The 15635-nt window shown below is 71.2% G+C and carries 11 protein-coding genes and 1 pseudogene; 5 read left to right on the plus strand and 7 right to left on the minus strand.

Annotated features, from left to right (window positions below; all coding sequences use genetic code 11):
• Positions 1-51 precede the first annotated feature (51 nt).
• The 3 genes and pseudogenes from OG885_RS20830 to ssd form a co-directional block, all read right to left on the minus strand.
• A pseudogene (locus OG885_RS20830) lies at positions 52-495 on the minus strand (hypothetical protein); the annotation flags it as partial.
• Positions 479-1729 carry a TadA family conjugal transfer-associated ATPase gene (locus OG885_RS20835; RefSeq protein WP_405733790.1) on the minus strand — a complete coding sequence of 417 codons (1251 nt, stop codon included), beginning with the start codon at positions 1727-1729 and terminating at the stop codon, positions 479-481. The pseudogene OG885_RS20830 and the gene OG885_RS20835, both read right to left, overlap by 17 nt.
• A complete protein-coding gene (gene ssd / locus OG885_RS20840) occupies positions 1726-2829 on the minus strand; it encodes a septum site-determining protein Ssd (RefSeq protein WP_399952323.1) in 1104 nt (367 codons plus the stop codon). The genes OG885_RS20835 and ssd overlap by 4 nt, the downstream gene beginning before the upstream one ends.
• 573 nt (positions 2830-3402) lie before the next feature.
• Between ssd and OG885_RS20845 the strand changes: the two genes are divergently transcribed.
• Positions 3403-4236, plus strand: a complete 834-nt coding sequence (locus OG885_RS20845; protein WP_405733794.1) for an HAD family hydrolase — start codon at positions 3403-3405, stop codon at positions 4234-4236.
• 383 nt (positions 4237-4619) lie between these two features.
• Here the strand turns inward: OG885_RS20845 and OG885_RS20850 are convergent, their stop codons facing one another.
• Positions 4620-5444, minus strand: coding sequence for an oxidoreductase (locus tag OG885_RS20850; protein ID WP_405733797.1), 825 nt, complete (start codon positions 5442-5444; stop codon positions 4620-4622).
• Positions 5445-5545: 101 nt separating this feature from the next.
• Here OG885_RS20850 and OG885_RS20855 point away from each other — a divergent pair, with 101 nt between their 5' ends.
• Complete coding sequence (locus tag OG885_RS20855) at positions 5546-6526, plus strand: ATP-binding protein (RefSeq protein ID WP_399952332.1); 981 nt, start codon at positions 5546-5548, stop codon at positions 6524-6526.
• 38 nt (positions 6527-6564) lie between these two features.
• On the opposite strand, the gene OG885_RS20860 is transcribed toward OG885_RS20855, so the two are convergent.
• Positions 6565-7839: a hypothetical protein gene (locus OG885_RS20860; RefSeq protein WP_405733800.1), complete on the minus strand. Its 1275-nt coding sequence runs from the start codon at positions 7837-7839 to the stop codon at positions 6565-6567.
• A 307-nt stretch (positions 7840-8146) separates the two neighbouring features.
• On the opposite strand from OG885_RS20860, the gene OG885_RS20865 reads away from it, so the two are divergent.
• Positions 8147-10606: a bifunctional SulP family inorganic anion transporter/carbonic anhydrase gene (locus tag OG885_RS20865; RefSeq protein WP_405733803.1), complete on the plus strand. Its 2460-nt coding sequence runs from the start codon at positions 8147-8149 to the stop codon at positions 10604-10606.
• A 64-nt stretch (positions 10607-10670) separates the two neighbouring features.
• Here OG885_RS20865 and OG885_RS20870 read toward each other — a convergent pair whose 3' ends face one another.
• Positions 10671-11264, minus strand: a complete 594-nt coding sequence (locus OG885_RS20870; protein ID WP_405733806.1) for a hypothetical protein — start codon at positions 11262-11264, stop codon at positions 10671-10673.
• Complete coding sequence (locus OG885_RS20875; protein WP_405733809.1) at positions 11261-11866, minus strand: RNA polymerase sigma factor; 606 nt, start codon at positions 11864-11866, stop codon at positions 11261-11263. Before OG885_RS20875 ends, OG885_RS20870 begins: the two co-directional genes overlap by 4 nt.
• Positions 11867-12087: 221 nt before the next feature.
• Here OG885_RS20875 and acs point away from each other — a divergent pair, with 221 nt between their 5' ends.
• Entirely contained in the window at positions 12088-14046 is a 1959-nt protein-coding gene (gene acs / locus OG885_RS20880; protein ID WP_405733812.1) for an acetate--CoA ligase, read from the plus strand.
• Positions 14047-14193: 147 nt separating this feature from the next.
• Positions 14194-15630 carry a Na+/H+ antiporter NhaA gene (gene nhaA / locus OG885_RS20885; RefSeq protein WP_405733815.1) on the plus strand — a complete coding sequence of 479 codons (1437 nt, stop codon included), beginning with the start codon at positions 14194-14196 and terminating at the stop codon, positions 15628-15630.
• Positions 15631-15635: the final 5 nt, after the last annotated feature.

Consider the following 15635-nt stretch of genomic DNA (forward strand, 5'->3'; position numbering starts at 1 on the left):
ACCGAGCCGATCACCAGCCCCCTCGCCAAACCCCTCACCGAGCCACTCACCGTCCCGAGCCGCCCGCAACAGGGCCTCTCCCGGTTGTCGCCCGGCCCGCACCTCCCCGGCGACCGCCCCGCACAGGGCGATGACCTCGTCGCCTCGCCGCTCCAGCAGTCGTCGCGCCCGGCGCGCCAGCCGTACCCGGCGCAGCAATGGCACCCCGGCCACTCCCGCGACGAGCGGCAGCGCCGACGCCCCCAGCAAGGCGAGCACCAGCCCGGCCACCACTGACCACCATTCGGCGCCCAACCGCCTCCGCAACCGCCGTACCTCACCGCCCAGTTGCCACCATCCCGGCGGCCCGACCCCGACCGCCCCGATCGCCCCACCGGTCCCCGCGAACAGCAACCGCGCCCGACGCGCCCCGACCTGCGGCCCACCCAGCAACCACACGGCCGCCCCGACGCAGGCCACGGCAGCCGCGACTGACATCTCACTCACTCCAGGCATGACGCCCCTCCCCGGCCTCTTCCACCTCTCCGACCTCCCCGAGCAGCCCCCGCAGCCGCTCCCAACCCCGCTCGTACGCGAAGCCGTCCGCGCCCCACCGCAGCGCAGGCACCGTCCGCACCAGCCCCGACGGGTCCCGTTCCAGCACCTGGACCTCGGCGATCCGCCGCCGCCCGGTCCGGTCGCGCGCCAGATGCAGCACCACCGACAGCGCGGCCGCCACCTGCGAGTGCAGCGCGGCCCGGTCGAGCCCGGCGGCCGTGCCCAGCGCCTCCAGTCGGGCCGGCACATCGGCGGCGGCGTTCGCGTGGACCGTCCCGCAGCCGCCTTCGTGGCCGGTGTTCAACGCGGCCAGCAGATGCACCACTTCGGGCCCCCGCACCTCGCCCACGACCAGCCGGTCCGGCCGCATCCGCAGTGCCTGTCGCACCAGGTCCTGAAGCGTGACGAGGCCCGCGCCCTCCTGGTTGGCGGGTCTGCTCTCCAGGCGGACGACGTGTGGATGGTCGGGCCGCAGCTCCGCCGAGTCCTCGGCGAGCACGATCCGTTCGCCCGGCCCGACCAGCCCCAGCAGCGCGCTCAGCAGCGTGGTCTTGCCGCTGCCGGTGCCGCCGCTGATGAGGAAGGACAGCCGCGCGCCGACCAGCGCCCGCAGCACCCGGTCCCCGCCCGGCGGCACCGTGCCCGCCGCGACCAGTTCGTCGAGCGTGAACGCGCGCGGCCGTACCACCCGCAGCGACAGACAGGTGCAGTCGACGGCCACCGGGGGCAGCACCGCGTGCAGTCGCGTCCCGTCGGGCAGCCGGGCGTCCGCCCAGGGCCGCGCGTCGTCGAGTCGCCGCCCGGCCACCGCGGCCAGCCGCTGCGCGAGCCGTCGTACGGCCGCGGCGTCGGGGAAGGCGACGCCGGTCAGCTCCAGTCCGCCGCCTCGGTCCACCCAGACCCGGTCCGGTGCCGAGACCAGTACGTCGGTCACGGACGGATCGGTGAGCAGCGGCTCCAACGGACCGCTGCCGACCAGCTCGGACCGCAACCGCTCGGCCGCGCCGAGGACTTCGGCGTCCCCGAGCACCCGCCCCTGCTCACGCAGCGCCTGCGCCACGCGCGCGGGCGTCGCCTCCGCCCCGCTCTCGGCCAGCCACTGCCGCACGCCGTCAAGAAGCTCCGGCGCCGATTCCCCGCCGACCGGTACGCCACGCGCGCGTACCCACTCGCGCCCCACTGCCGTGGTCATGCCGCCTCCACCAGTGCGCGCTCCCAGAACTCCTTGCAGAACCGCGTGAGCGGCCCCTTACCGGCTCCGGGTGGTGTCCGGCTCTCGTGCGGCCGCAGGAGGCCCGCCTCGACCGGCACCTCGCCCACCAGCGGCAGTCCGAGCAAGCGGGCCACCTCCCGGTCGTCGAGTCCGGGCGCGTACGGCCCCCGCACCACGACCCGCAGATCGCGGACGACCATCCCGACCGCGGAGGCCACCCGCCCGGCCGCCGCGACGGCCCGCAGTTCGGCGGGGACGACGAGGAGGCCGAGGTCGAGCTGGGCGAGCGTCTCGGCCACGCCGCCGTCGATACGGCGGGGCAGGTCGACGACGACCGTGCCGCCCCGGCGCCGGGCGGCGGCGAGCACCGCGCGGACCGCCTGCGGCGGGACGGCGACACAGTCGCCGCGGTCCCAGCTGAGCACCCGCAGGGAGTGCAGTTCGGGCAGCGACTCCTCCAGGGCGCCGCCGCCGACCCGGCCGCGCGAGGCGGCGAACGCGGGCCAGCGCAGCCCTTCGGCGGTCTCCCCGCCGAGCAGTACGTCGAGTCCGCCGCCCAGGGGATCGGCGTCCACGAGCAGGGTGCGCAGTCCCTCCCGCGCGGAGGTGACGGCGAGGGCGCACGCGAGCGTGGACGCTCCGGCCCCACCGCGTCCGCCGATGACCCCGACGGTGAGGGCGGGCCGGCCGACGCCCTCGGCGACGTCGGCGATCCGGTCGACTAGCCACTGCTCGCCGTCGGGCAGCATCAGGACGTGGTCGGCACCGATCTCGACGGCCCGGCGCCACACCCCGGAGTCGTCCTGGTCCCTGCCGACGAGCACCACCCCGCCTCTGCGCACGGCTCCCCGCACGCGTCGTACGGCGTCGTCGCCGACGAGGACGAGCGGCGCGGCCTCCCAGCGGTCCCGTGGCTCGGGCACCCCCGGGTGGACCTCGGGTGTGGCGCCGGCCGCCGCGCACAGGCGGAGCAGGTCGTCGAGGAGCCCGGGGTCCTCGGTGATGATCAACGGTCCGCCCTGGCGCCCTCCGGCGCCGGACGGCGGATCGTGTGTGACGGCTGCGGTCACGATGTCCATCCCCCTTCGCTGCGTCCCGCGAGGCCCCGAGGGCCCCGCGAATCCCGAACGTGTGAAGAACCGGCAACCGGCCTCCATATGAACGGCCGATAGGAACCGGCCAAACGCGCCCGACTAACCGGATCCGGCCATCAAGTCGGAGCCGGCGGGCCGCGCTGGAATCACGATGCGGCGAAGACGGAAATGAAGTGGATCTTGGTCAAAATCTGTGGACAACTCAGCCGTTGTGAATACGGCATCACCCAAACCGGTGAGTCCTGTACCCACCTTGTGCGACTTCCGCAGAGCGGCGCTTCGGCTACACACCGTGACGGATCATGAGCATGCAGAAACGGCGACCGCGGCCGCCTCGATGGGGCGGTGCAGTCGCCTGCGAAGAAGAGAAAACCCACCCGGACATGCGACGACCCCCACCGGGGGGGAGAGTGGGGGTCGTCTCCACGGCCGACTCGGGGGGGGGAGGAGCCGGGCCGGGTTAGCACGGTCGCGAACGATCCGTGACTTCCATGGTGTACCCGAGAGCCCTCTCAGGCAAACCCACGCGCCACACCTTACGCCGAATGGGCTGCGCCTATGCTCGGGGTCGTGGAAAACCACTCCTTGCCCCGCACAGCGGCCTTCTTTGACCTGGACAAGACGGTCATTGCGAAGTCGAGCACGCTCACGTTCAGCAAGTCGTTCTACCAAGGCGGCCTGATCAACCGCAGGGCCGCCGTGCGGACGGCTTACGCCCAGTTCGTCTTCCTCGTGGGCGGTATGGACCACGACCAGATGGAGCGGACCCGCGAGTACCTCTCCCAACTCGTGCGCGGCTGGAACGTCCAGCAGGTCAAGGAGATCGTCGCCGAGACCCTGCACGACCTGATCGACCCGATCATCTACGACGAGGCCGCCTCACTCATCGAGGAGCACCACACCGCCGGCCGCGACGTCGTGATCGTGTCCACCTCGGGCGCGGAGGTCGTCGAGCCGATCGGCGAACTCCTGGGCGCGGACCGCGTGGTGGCGACCCGGATGGTGGTCGGCGAGGACGGTTGCTTCACCGGCGAGGTGGAGTACTACGCCTACGGCCCGACCAAGGCCGAGGCGATCAAGGAGCTGGCCGAGTCCGAGGGGTACGACCTGGAGCGCTGCTACGCCTACAGCGACTCGGCGACCGATCTGCCGATGCTCGAGTCGGTCGGCCACCCGCACGCCGTGAACCCGGACCGCGCGCTGCGTCGCGAGGCGCTCGCGCGCGGATGGCCGATTCTCGATTTCCACCGGCCGGTCCGGCTCAAGCAGCGCTTCCCCGCGTTCTCCGTACCGCCCCGTCCGGCCCTCGTCGCGGCGGCGGCCATAGGCGCCGCGGCGGCCACCGCGGGTCTCGTCTGGTACGCGAGCAGGCGCCGGGCGACGGCGCTCTGACCTGGGGCACCGTCACGACTGTGCCCTTCTCCGGCATATCGGTGCCCGTTTAGCGCCCGTTTGAGAGTAAAAGTAAAGAACTGCAGCCAGCACTTCCGCTTGCCCGGGTCCTGGAGTACAAAGGGGTTAACGGCCCGCGAGACCAAGGACATCCGAGAGGATCACCTTCAATAACGCATTTGGCCCCACGGACCGAGCATGGACACTGGGCACCCACGCGACGTCGACCCGTCGATTACGGGCCAGCCGCACCAGGTGACGGGCAAAGTTCCCGGCCTGATGGGCAACATATCGAGGACGCTTGGTAACCCGGTGAACATGCCAGCGGCGGTACGAATCCTCGTACCGCCGCAACCCTGTTCAGGGACCTTTCGCCGGGCCTCTTACGCCGCCCCGCGCTGCAGCGCCTCGCACACCGCCGTCGACTCGCGCACACCGAGCTCGACCGCCTTGCCGCAGTGGGCGATCCAGGCGGCCATCCCCTCCGGAGTGCCGGAGACATAGCCTTCGAGCGCCGCCAGATAGGCCGCCCGGCCCAGTTCGGCGTGGCCGACCTCCGCCGGACAGACGGACTTGGGGTCGAGACCGCTGCCGATCAGCACGATGCGCTCGGCCGCGCGCGCGACGAGGCCGTTGCGGGAGGTGAAGGGGCGCAGCGCGAGGAGTTCGCCGTGCACGACGGCCGCCGTCACCAGCGCGGGGGCGGAGCTGCCCGCGATGATCAGCTCGGACAGCCCCTCCAGGCGGCCGTTGACCTCCGCGGCGCCCGGCAGCGGCAGTTCGATCAGCGGCTCGTCCACGGGCTCGCCCTCCTGGCGCGGGCGGCCGACCTCGTCGCCATTGGTCGCCGCGGCCACCAGATGCAGCCGGGCCAGGACCCGCAGCGGTGACTGCCGCCAGATGGACAGCAGTTGGCCCGCCTCGGCGGTCAGCCTGAGCGCGGCGCCCACCACGCGCGCCTCGTCGTCGCCACTGAAGTCGGAGCGGCGACGCACCTCTTCGAGGGCCCAGTCGGCGCCGGACAGCGCCGCGGAACCCCGGGCGCCGCGCAGCGCGGCCTCGCCGGTGACCGTGTTGCTGCGGCGTCGCATGATCCGGTGCCCGTAGACCCGGTCCACGGCCTTGCGCACGGACTCCACGGAGTCGGCCACACCGGGCAGCGAGGCCAGGGCCGCGAGCGGGTCGGCGGTCGCACCTGTCGTACTCATGAGTACGACATTACGCAACCACGGCCCGCACCCCACGAAGGAGTGGTCTTCTTCACGCACTCCTGCCACGTACAGCTATCACCCCACTACCCTTCGTGAACATGAAAATTGCTTTCGTCGGGAAGGGCGGCAGTGGGAAGACCACCCTGTCCTCCCTGTTCATCCGCCATCTCGCCGCGACCGGCGCACCGGTCGTCGCCGTCGACGCCGACATCAACCAGCATCTGGGTGCCGCCCTCGGTCTCGACGAGGCGGAGGCCGCCGCACTGCCCGCGATGGGCGAGCGGCTGCCGCTGATCAAGGAGTACCTGCGCGGCGGCAACCCGCGGATCGCCTCCGCCGAGACGATGATCAAGACGACCCCGCCCGGCGAGGGCTCCCGCCTGCTGCGGGTGCGCGAGGACAACCCGGTCTACGAGGCCTGCGCCCGGCGGGTGGAACTCGACGGCGACACCGTCCGTTTGATGGTCACCGGCCCCTTCACCGACGCCGACCTGGGGGTCGCCTGCTACCACTCCAAGACCGGAGCGGTGGAGCTGTGCCTGAACCACCTGGTGGACGGTCAGGGCGAGTACGTCGTGGTGGACATGACGGCCGGCTCCGACTCCTTCGCCTCCGGCATGTTCACCCGCTTCGACATCACGTTCCTCGTCGCCGAGCCGACCCGGAAGGGGGTCTCCGTCTATCGCCAGTACAAGGAGTACGCCCGGGACTACGGCGTCGTGCTGAAAGTCGTCGGCAACAAGGTGCAGGGCCAGGACGACCTCGACTTCCTGCGCGCCGAGGTCGGGGACGACCTGCTCGTCACGGTCGGGCACTCGGACTGGGTGCGCGCCATGGAGAAGGGCCGGCCGCCCCGGTTCGCACTCCTGGAGGACGTCAACCGCCGTGCCCTGCGCCTGCTGCACACGGCCGTCGACGCGACGTACGACCTGCGTGACTGGGAGCGCTACACCCAGCAGATGGTGCACTTCCATCTGAAGAACGCCCGGTCCTGGGGCAACGAGCGCACCGGGGCCGACCTGGCGGCGCAGGTCGACCCCGGTTTCGTCCTCGGTGAGAGCCTGGTGCCGAGCGCCTGACGGCGCCCGACGCCCATTGCCTGACCTAGGAGCCCTGGCTACCGCTTGGCCGCCGGAGCTCCCGGTACGCCCTTCGGGGCCGGGGCCGGGTGGCCCGAGAGGAAGGACGCCCAGCCCTGCTTCGGGGCCTCGCCGACGCCGAGGGTGCGCATCTTGGCCAGGGCCTCGGGGTCCTGGGCGTCCAGCCAGTCGGCGAGCTGCCGGAAGGAGACGCAGCGCACGTCTGGCTTGTTGCAGACCTGCTCGACGGTCTCCTCGACGGCACGCATGTAGGTGCCACCGTTCCAGGACTCGAAGTGGTTGCCGATGATCAGCGGGGCGCGGTTGCCGTCGTAGGCGCGGTGGAAGCCCTTGAGCAGGCCCTCACGCATCTGGTCGCCCCAGAACTCGTACTTGTTCGGGTCACCCTGGGTGTTGGTGCCGGACTGGTTGACCATGAAGTTGTAGTCCATGGTCAGCTGCTCGTAGGAGTGCCCGGGGAACGGCACGAGCTGCATCGACAGGTCCCACAGGCCCTCCTTCTTCCGGGGCCAGAGCTGGTCGTTGACGCCGCTGGTGTCGTACCGGAAGCCCAGCTCCCGGGCCGCCTTCATGAAGTTCTTCTGGCCCTCCAGGCAGGGCGTGCGGGCGCCGACGAGCTCCTTGTCGTAGTCGAAGGGGAGCGGGGAGGCCTTCTTCATGCCGGTGTTGGTCTTCCAGGACTTCACGAACTGCTTCGCCTGGGCGATCTCGTCCTTCCAGTCCGCGACCGACCACTGGCCCACCCCGCCGTTGCTCCCGCAGAAGTGGCCGTTGAAGTGCGTGCCGATCTCGTTGCCCTCCAGCCACGCGCCGCGCAGCTGCTTCACGGTCTCGGCGATGCCCTCCTCGTCGTTGAAGCCGATGTCGGAGCGGCCCGGGGAGTGCTGCGGCGGCCGGTAGAGGTCGCGCTTCTCCTCCGGCAGCATGTACACGCCGCTGAGGAAGTAGGTCATGGTCGCGTTGTTCGCCTTGGCGACCTTGCGGAAGTGGGAGAACAGCTTCTGGCCGTCCTCGCCCGCGCCGTCCCAGGAGAACACCACGAACTGCGGCGGCTTCTGACCGGGCTTCATGCGTTCCGGCCGGGGCAGGTGCGGCTGGGCTCCGGTGTAGGCGGTGGAGCCGTCGCCGATCAGGCGGACCGCGCTCTTGGGGGGTGCCTGGGCCGGCTTGGCCTTCTGCGGGCCCAAGGCCCCTTCCTTGGAACCGTCGGCGCCGATCGCGCAACCGGCGAGCGATGCGGCACAGACCGCGGCGACCACGGCGCCGGCGGCGATCCTCTGGGTGGCGGCCATGTTCCGCCCACCTACTTCCTTCTGTCTCGGGAACTGGGGCCAACGACAGCGCGGCCAAGCTCGCACGAGACCGAGAAGGAATTAGTACGACAAGCCGATGAAATATCCGCATCACCCTGATGGGTGACTTATTAGCCTATTTGCCAGGAAAGTCTATGCCTGGCCTTTACTCTGAATTACGATCCGTTTACCGAGCGTTGATTCATCCCGCCGCTGCACGCCGTGACCCACGGCCGCGACCCGACCCCCGCCAGAGCCGGGGGACCACCTGTTCCGCGACCGCGCTGCCCCGGAGGAGACGGGAATTATGTCCGCCTGCGTCCCTACCCGCGCCGCCGACCCGAGTCGGTCCAAGCGCATCCACCGACCCCACAGCCCCCCGCCGTCCGGGCCCCGCCGCTTCCGTGTCGCGGGCGCCGACGTGTCGGCCTCGATCGCGGTCTTCCTGATCGCCCTGCCCCTGTCCCTCGGCATCGCCCTCGCCACCGGCGCCCCCCTCCAGGCGGGCCTCGTCGCCGCCGCCGTGGGAGGCCTGGTCGCCGGCCGGCTCGGCGGCTCCCCGCTCCAGGTGAGCGGCCCGGCCGCCGGGCTCACGGTCGTCACCGCCGACCTCATCCACCGCTACGGCTGGCGGACGACCTGCGCCATCACGGTCCTCGCCGGTCTCGCCCAACTGGGCCTCGGCTGCCTGCGCGTGGCGCGCACCGCGCTCGCCGTCAGCCCCGCCATCGTGCACGGCATGCTCGCCGGCATCGGCGTCACCATCGCCGTGGCCCAGTTGCACATCGTCCTCGGCGGCACCCCGCAGAGTTCCGTCCTGGCCAACCTCCGGGCGTTGCCTGCCCAGTTGGCCGACCTCGACCCCGCCGCGGTGTCGGTGAGCGCGCTGACCCTGGCGCTGCTGCTGCTCTGGCCGCGCATCCCCGGCCGAGTGGGCCGGCTGCTGCGCAGGATCCCGGCCGCGCTCCTCGCCGTCACCGGGGCCAGCGCGGCGGCCGCACTCCTCGGGCTGACCCTGCCCAAGGTCGACCTGCCGTCCTGGAGCAGCCATGCCCTGGCCGGACTCCCCGAGGGCCCGGTGCTCGGCCTCGTCGCCGCCGTCCTGACGACCACCCTGGTGTGCAGCGTGCAGTCGCTGCTCGGCGCGGTCGCCGTGGACAAGATGGCGGCCCGCCGACCGGGGCTGACCGCCCGGGTCGGCCGCTCCGACCTGGACCGCGAGCTGCTCGGCCAGGGCGCCGCCAACATCGTCTCCGGCGCGCTCGGCGGGCTCCCGGTCGCCGGGGTCGCCGTGCGGAGTTCGGCGAATGTGAACGCGGGCGCGGTGAGCCGGAACTCCACGATGTTGCACGGCGTTCTCGTAGTGATCGCCGCGCTGCTGATGGTCCCGGTCCTGGAGTTCATCCCGCTCGCCTCGCTCGCCGCCCTGGTGATGGCCGTCGGCATCCAGATGGTGTCCCTGCACCACATCCGTACGGTGACCCGCCACCGAGAGGTCCTGGTGTACGCCGTCACCACCCTCGGCGTGGTGGTCCTCGGCGTCCTGGAGGGCGTGACGCTCGGCATCGCCGTGGCCGTCGCCGTCGCCCTGCACCGCCTCACCCGCACCCGTATCACGCATGAGCACGACGAAAAGGAAGGAGTCCATCACGTCCACGTGAGAGGCCAGTTGACGTTTCTCGCGGTGCCCCGGCTCAGCCGCGCCCTGCACCTCGTGCCCCAAGGCGCCGAAGTCGTCGTCGAGTTGGACGGCTCCTTCATGGACCACGCGGCGTTCGAGGCACTGCAGGACTGGCAGAACACCCACACCGCGCAGGGCGGCACCGTCGAGCTCACCGGCCGCCGGGCCGGGGTCCGGATCGCCGAGCCCGGAGAGACCACCGAGCCCGGCCCCCGTTCCGGAGCCCCGAGGGACTCGGCCGATCCCGCCACCACCGCCGCGGGCTGCCGGTGCAGCCCCTGGACTCCCTGGCGCAACCACCAGTGCGAGGACCCGCGGTCCGCGCCGCGGCCCGCCCCGCACCAGGACCGCTCAGAGGGCTCGGGCACGGCGGGTGGCACCGGTGCGTCCGGCACGAGCGGTCATGAACTGGCCCGCGGCATCAGCGCGTTCCAGCGTCACACCGCCCCGCTGGTGCGGGGCGAGCTGGCCCGGCTGGCCCGGGAGGGCCAGCGCCCCTCCCAGCTCTTCCTCACCTGCGCCGACTCGCGTCTGGTCACCTCGATGATCACCGCCAGTGGTCCGGGCGACCTGTTCGTGGTGCGCAACGTGGGCAACCTCGTTCCCCTGCCCGGCGAGGAGAGCGGGGACGACTCGGTCGCGGCCGCGATCGAGTACGCGGTGGACGTGCTGAAGGTGCGGTCCATCACGGTGTGCGGCCACTCCGGGTGCGGAGCGATGCAGGCGCTGCTCAACTCCGAGCCCGGGGGCGTCCAGACTCCGCTCAAGCGGTGGCTGCGGCATGGGCTGCCGAGCCTGGAGCGCATGGCCGACGACAGCCGGCCGTGGGCGAGACTCGCCGGCCGGGCGCCCGCGGACGCGGTGGAGCAGCTCTGTCTGACCAACGTGGTCCAGCAGTTGGAGCATCTGCGGGCGCACGAGTCGGTGGCCAGAGCACTGCGCGAGCGGGAGTTGGAGCTGCACGGGATGTACTTCCATGTCGGCGAGGCACAGGCGTATCTGCTCACCGAGACGCCCGACGCCGGGGTGTTCGACCACGTGACGGGGCATGTGGCCGACGCCGAGGAGCTGCACAGCCCGGCATAGGCGAACCCCCGCCCGCGCATCCCGCCTGTACCTCGCCCACGCACCCCGCTCAGCGGAGCCCGTACTACTCCGCCGGGTGGGGTGCGGCGGGGATCGGATGGCACGGGGCGACCTCACCCCGGACGAAGGCGATGCCGATGGCCGGCATGAAGCTCCCGTCGGGCTGGAGCTGCCCCATCTTTTCGAGGATCAGGGAGTCCCCGCGCCGCAGGTCGAACACCCAGTTGGGGTCATCGCGGTCACTGGAGCGGCCCCGCACCGCCGTCGCCCGGGGCTGGGTGCACTCGTAGCCGTCCGGCACCTTGTCCACGACGATGTGGATACCGTTCGCCTTGAGGCGTTCGACGAGTCCGTCCGGCAGGGTGCCGCCGAGACCGAAATCGTTCATGGTGACCGTCAGGCTCCCGTCCGCGTGCGACACCACCTCGTAGGCCGGGCTCTCGGCGGGGGAGCCCGGCATCAGCAGCGCGGCGCCCGCGACGGCGGCGCAGGCCAGGGCGGCCAGGCCGAGCCTCGGCGCGGTGAAGGCCGTACGGACCGTGAAGCGGCGCCCCACGGACGTCGGCGCCGCGTCGGCCATGCCGTCGGCCGCGCGCAGGTCGATCTCGCGGCGGAGTTCCGCCAGCAGCCGGTCCTCGAATGTCGTCCTGGTGGTCATGCCTCTCCCCCGGTTCCTCCGGTGACGTATGACAGGGATGTGCCGCGCGGGCCTTCGGCGGGCTCACCGGCCGCCCGGCGCAGTGACTTGCGGGCCCGGTGCAGCCGTACGCGGGCCGTGACCTGGGTGATGCCGAGTGCGGCGGCGGTCTCGGGAACCGTCAGCTGGTCGACCACGATCAGCTCCAGAACGGCTCGCTCCCCCGCGGGGAGCCGTTCCAGGGCGGCGAGGGCGCGGCGGCCCGGGGACTCGGCGTCGAGCTTGTCCTCCAGGCGGGCGATGTCGTCGGGCTCCAGCAGCCGGCGCCCCGAGATCCGCCGGTCGCGGGCCGATTCGCGGGCCATCCTGCGGTACTCCCCCGCGACGACGTTGCGGGCGATGCCGTAGAGCCAGGCCGTCTCGCTGCCCCGGCCCGGGCGGTAGGTGTGGGCCGAGTCCAGGACCGCGAGGAAGATCTCGGCGGTCAGGTCGGCGACGGTGTGCGGGTCCGCGACACGCCGGGCCACGAATGATGTCACCGCGTCCACATGACGCCGGTAGAACTCCTCGAAGAGTTCAGGGTCGCGGACCGCCGCCTGCGGCCCGCCCCGTATCCCTTCCACTCGGACTCCCTTCTCGTGGGTGGACGTACACCCGTACTTGGCCCGGAGTGTGAGAGGCGTTACAAGGGATGAACTCTGCCTGGTCGGCGTCCGTGGGTACGGATGAGCAACGACGTACCCATAGGTCTAAACCAATTTTCAAACGGCCCTTGTCAGCGCACCCCCCGGTCTGATGAGCTGTGGCCTGGGACACAACGGACACCCTGGGAAAGGGAGATGTCGTGAGCAACGAATCCTTGGCCAACCTGCTCAAGGAAGAGCGCAGGTTCGCGCCACCCGCCGACCTGGCGGCGAACGCCAACGTCACCGCGGAGGCGTACGAACAGGCCAAGGCTGACAGGCTCGGCTTCTGGGCCGAGCAGGCCCGCCGGCTGACCTGGGCCACGGAGCCGACCGAGACACTGGACTGGTCGAACCCGCCGTTCGCCAAGTGGTTCAAGGACGGCGAGCTCAACGTCGCGTACAACTGCGTCGACCGGCATGTCGAGGCGGGCAACGGCGACCGGGTCGCCATCCATTTCGAGGGGGAGCCCGGCGACAGCCGCGCGATCACCTACGCCGAGCTCAAGGACGAGGTCTCCAAGGCCGCGAACGCCCTGCTGGAGCTGGGAGTTCAGAAGGGCGACCGGGTCGCGGTCTACATGCCGATGATCCCGGAGACGGCGATCGCGATGCTCGCCTGCGCCCGGATCGGCGCCGCGCACTCGGTCGTCTTCGGCGGGTTCAGCGCGGACGCGCTCGCGACCCGTATCCAGGACGCCGACGCCAAGGTCGTCATCACCTCCGACGGCGGCTACCGGCGCGGCAAGCCCTCCGCGCTCAAGCCGGCCGTCGACGAGGCCGCCGACAAGGCGGGCAATGTCGAGCACGTGCTCGTCGTACGGCGTACCGGGCAGGAAGTGGCCTGGAACGACAGCCGGGACGTGTGGTGGCACGAGGCCGTCGACCGGCAGTCGGCCGAGCACACCCCCGAGGCCTTCGAGGCCGAGCAGCCGCTCTTCATCCTCTACACCTCGGGGACGACGGGTAAGCCGAAGGGCATCCTGCACACCTCCGGCGGCTATCTCACCCAGGCCGCCTACACCCACCACGCCGTCTTCGACCTCAAGCCGGAGACGGACGTGTACTGGTGCACGGCCGACGTCGGCTGGGTCACCGGGCACTCGTACATCGTCTACGGGCCGCTCGCGAACGGCGCCACGCAGGTCATGTACGAGGGCACGCCGGACACCCCGCACCAGGGGCGCTTCTGGGAGATCGTGCAGAAGTACGGGGTCACCATCCTGTACACGGCGCCGACCGCGATCCGTACGTTCATGAAGTGGGGCGACGACATCCCCGCGAAGTTCGATCTCAGCAGCCTGCGGGTGCTGGGTTCGGTGGGCGAGCCGATCAACCCCGAGGCCTGGATCTGGTACCGCAAGCACATCGGCGCCGATCTGACCCCGATCGTGGACACCTGGTGGCAGACCGAGACCGGCGCGATGATGATCTCGCCGCTGCCCGGTGTCACCGAGACCAAGCCCGGCTCGGCCCAGACCCCGCTGCCCGGCATCTCCGCGACCGTCGTCGACGACGAGGCCAACGAGGTGCCCAACGGCGGCGGTGGCTATCTGGTCCTGACCGAGCCGTGGCCGTCGATGCTGCGCACCATCTGGGGCGACGACCAGCGGTTCCTCGACACGTACTGGTCGCGCTTCGAGGGCAAGTACTTCGCCGGTGACGGCGCGAAGAAGGACGACGACGGGGACATCTGGCTGCTCGGCCGGGTGGACGACGTGATGCTCGTGTCCGGGCACAACATCTCCACCACCGAGGTCGAGTCGGCGCTCGTCTCCCACCCGTCCGTCGCGGAGGCGGCCGTCGTCGGTGCCGCGGACGAGACCACCGGGCAGGCCATCGTCGCCTTCGTGATCCTGCGCGGCACGGCGAACGCCGAGGACGAGAACCTCATCGCCGACCTGCGCAACCACGTCGGCGCCACCCTCGGCCCGATCGCCAAGCCCAAGCGCGTCCTGCCGGTTGCCGAGCTGCCGAAGACCCGCTCCGGCAAGATCATGCGCCGGCTGCTGCGGGACGTCGCCGAGAACCGTCAGCTCGGTGACGTGACGACCCTGACCGACTCCACGGTCATGGACCTCATCCAGGCGAAGCTCCCGGCCGCGCCCAGCGAGGACTGAGCAGGTCACAGAAGGGGCGCCCGGCGTGAGAACGCGCCGGGCGCCCCTTTTAGGTAAACTAAACAAAACTAGCGTGACCCCACAGGTGTGCCGGGAAGTCTGGTCGGCGAGCAGCTCAGCCGTACCCACCGACCGGAGGTCCCCCGCATGGCAGCGCCCCGCTCCACCACCCCCCGCAAGGTCTTCGGAAGGCTCTCGCTGCCCGAACGCACCTTCGTGGCGGACGCGCTGCGCACCGAGACCGTCGGCGGTGTGCTGCTGCTCGCCGCCGCGATCGCCGCGCTGGTCTGGGCGAACGTACCCGCGCTGCACGACAGCTACGAGAGCGTCAGCCACTACCACCTGGGCCCCGAGGCCCTCGGCCTGAACCTCTCCGTGGCCCACTGGGCCGCCGACGGGCTCCTCGCGGTCTTCTTCTTCGTCGCCGGCATCGAACTCAAGCGCGAACTGGTCGCCGGTGACCTCAAGGACCCCAAGGCCGCGGCGCTGCCGGTCGTCGCGGCCCTGTGCGGCATGGCCGTACCGGCGCTCGTCTACACCCTGACCAACCTCAGCGGCGGCGGATCGCTCGACGGCTGGGCGGTCCCGACCGCCACGGACATCGCCTTCGCGCTCGCCGTGCTCGCCGTCATCGGCACCTCGCTGCCCAGCGCCCTGCGCGCCTTCCTCCTCACGCTCGCCGTCGTCGACGACCTCTTCGCGATCCTGATCATCGCGGTCTTCTTCACCGCCGAGATCGACTTCGCCGCGCTCGGCGGCGCGCTCATCGGCCTGGCCGTCTTCTGGCTGCTGCTGCGCAAGGGTGTTCGCGGCTGGTACGTGTACGTCCCGCTCGCCCTGGTGATCTGGGGCCTGATGTACAACAGCGGCGTCCACGCCACCATCGCGGGCGTCGCGATGGGTCTGATGCTGCGCTGCACCACGCGCGAGGGCGAGCAGCACTCGCCCGGCGAGCACATCGAACATCTCGTACGACCCTTCTCGGCGGGCCTGGCCGTGCCGCTGTTCGCCCTGTTCAGCGCCGGTGTCTCGGTCTCCGGCGGCGCCCTGGGCGACGTCTTCACCAAGCCGGAGACGCTCGGCGTCGTCCTCGGGCTGGTCGTCGGCAAGGCGGTCGGCATCTTGGGCGGGACCTGGCTGACGGCACGCTTCACCCGGGCCTCCCTCAGCGACGACCTGGAGTGGGCGGACGTCTTCGCGGTGGCGACCCTCGCCGGCATCGGCTTCACCGTGTCGCTGCTCATCGGCGAGCTGGCCTTCGACGGGGACGCGGCCCTCACCGACGAGGTCAAGGCGGCCGTGCTGGCCGGCTCGCTGATCGCTGCGACCCTCGCGACCGTGCTGCTGAAGATCCGCAACGCCAAGTACCGGCGGATGGTCGAGGCCGAGGAGCGCGACGACGACCTCGACGGCATCCCCGACATCTACGAGGAGGACGACCCGGCGTACCACCTGCGGATGGCAGCGATCCACGAAGGCAAGGCCGCCGAGCACCGCCGGATCGCGGAACTCAAGGCCGCCGAACGGGCGGGGCTTGCCGAAGTGGCGGGCGGGGCAGGCGAGGAGGACGACCGTCGGGCATGATCTGA

This window comes from Streptomyces sp. NBC_00028, from assembly GCF_045041065.1.
Taxonomy (GTDB): Bacteria; Actinomycetota; Actinomycetes; order Streptomycetales; family Streptomycetaceae; genus Streptomyces.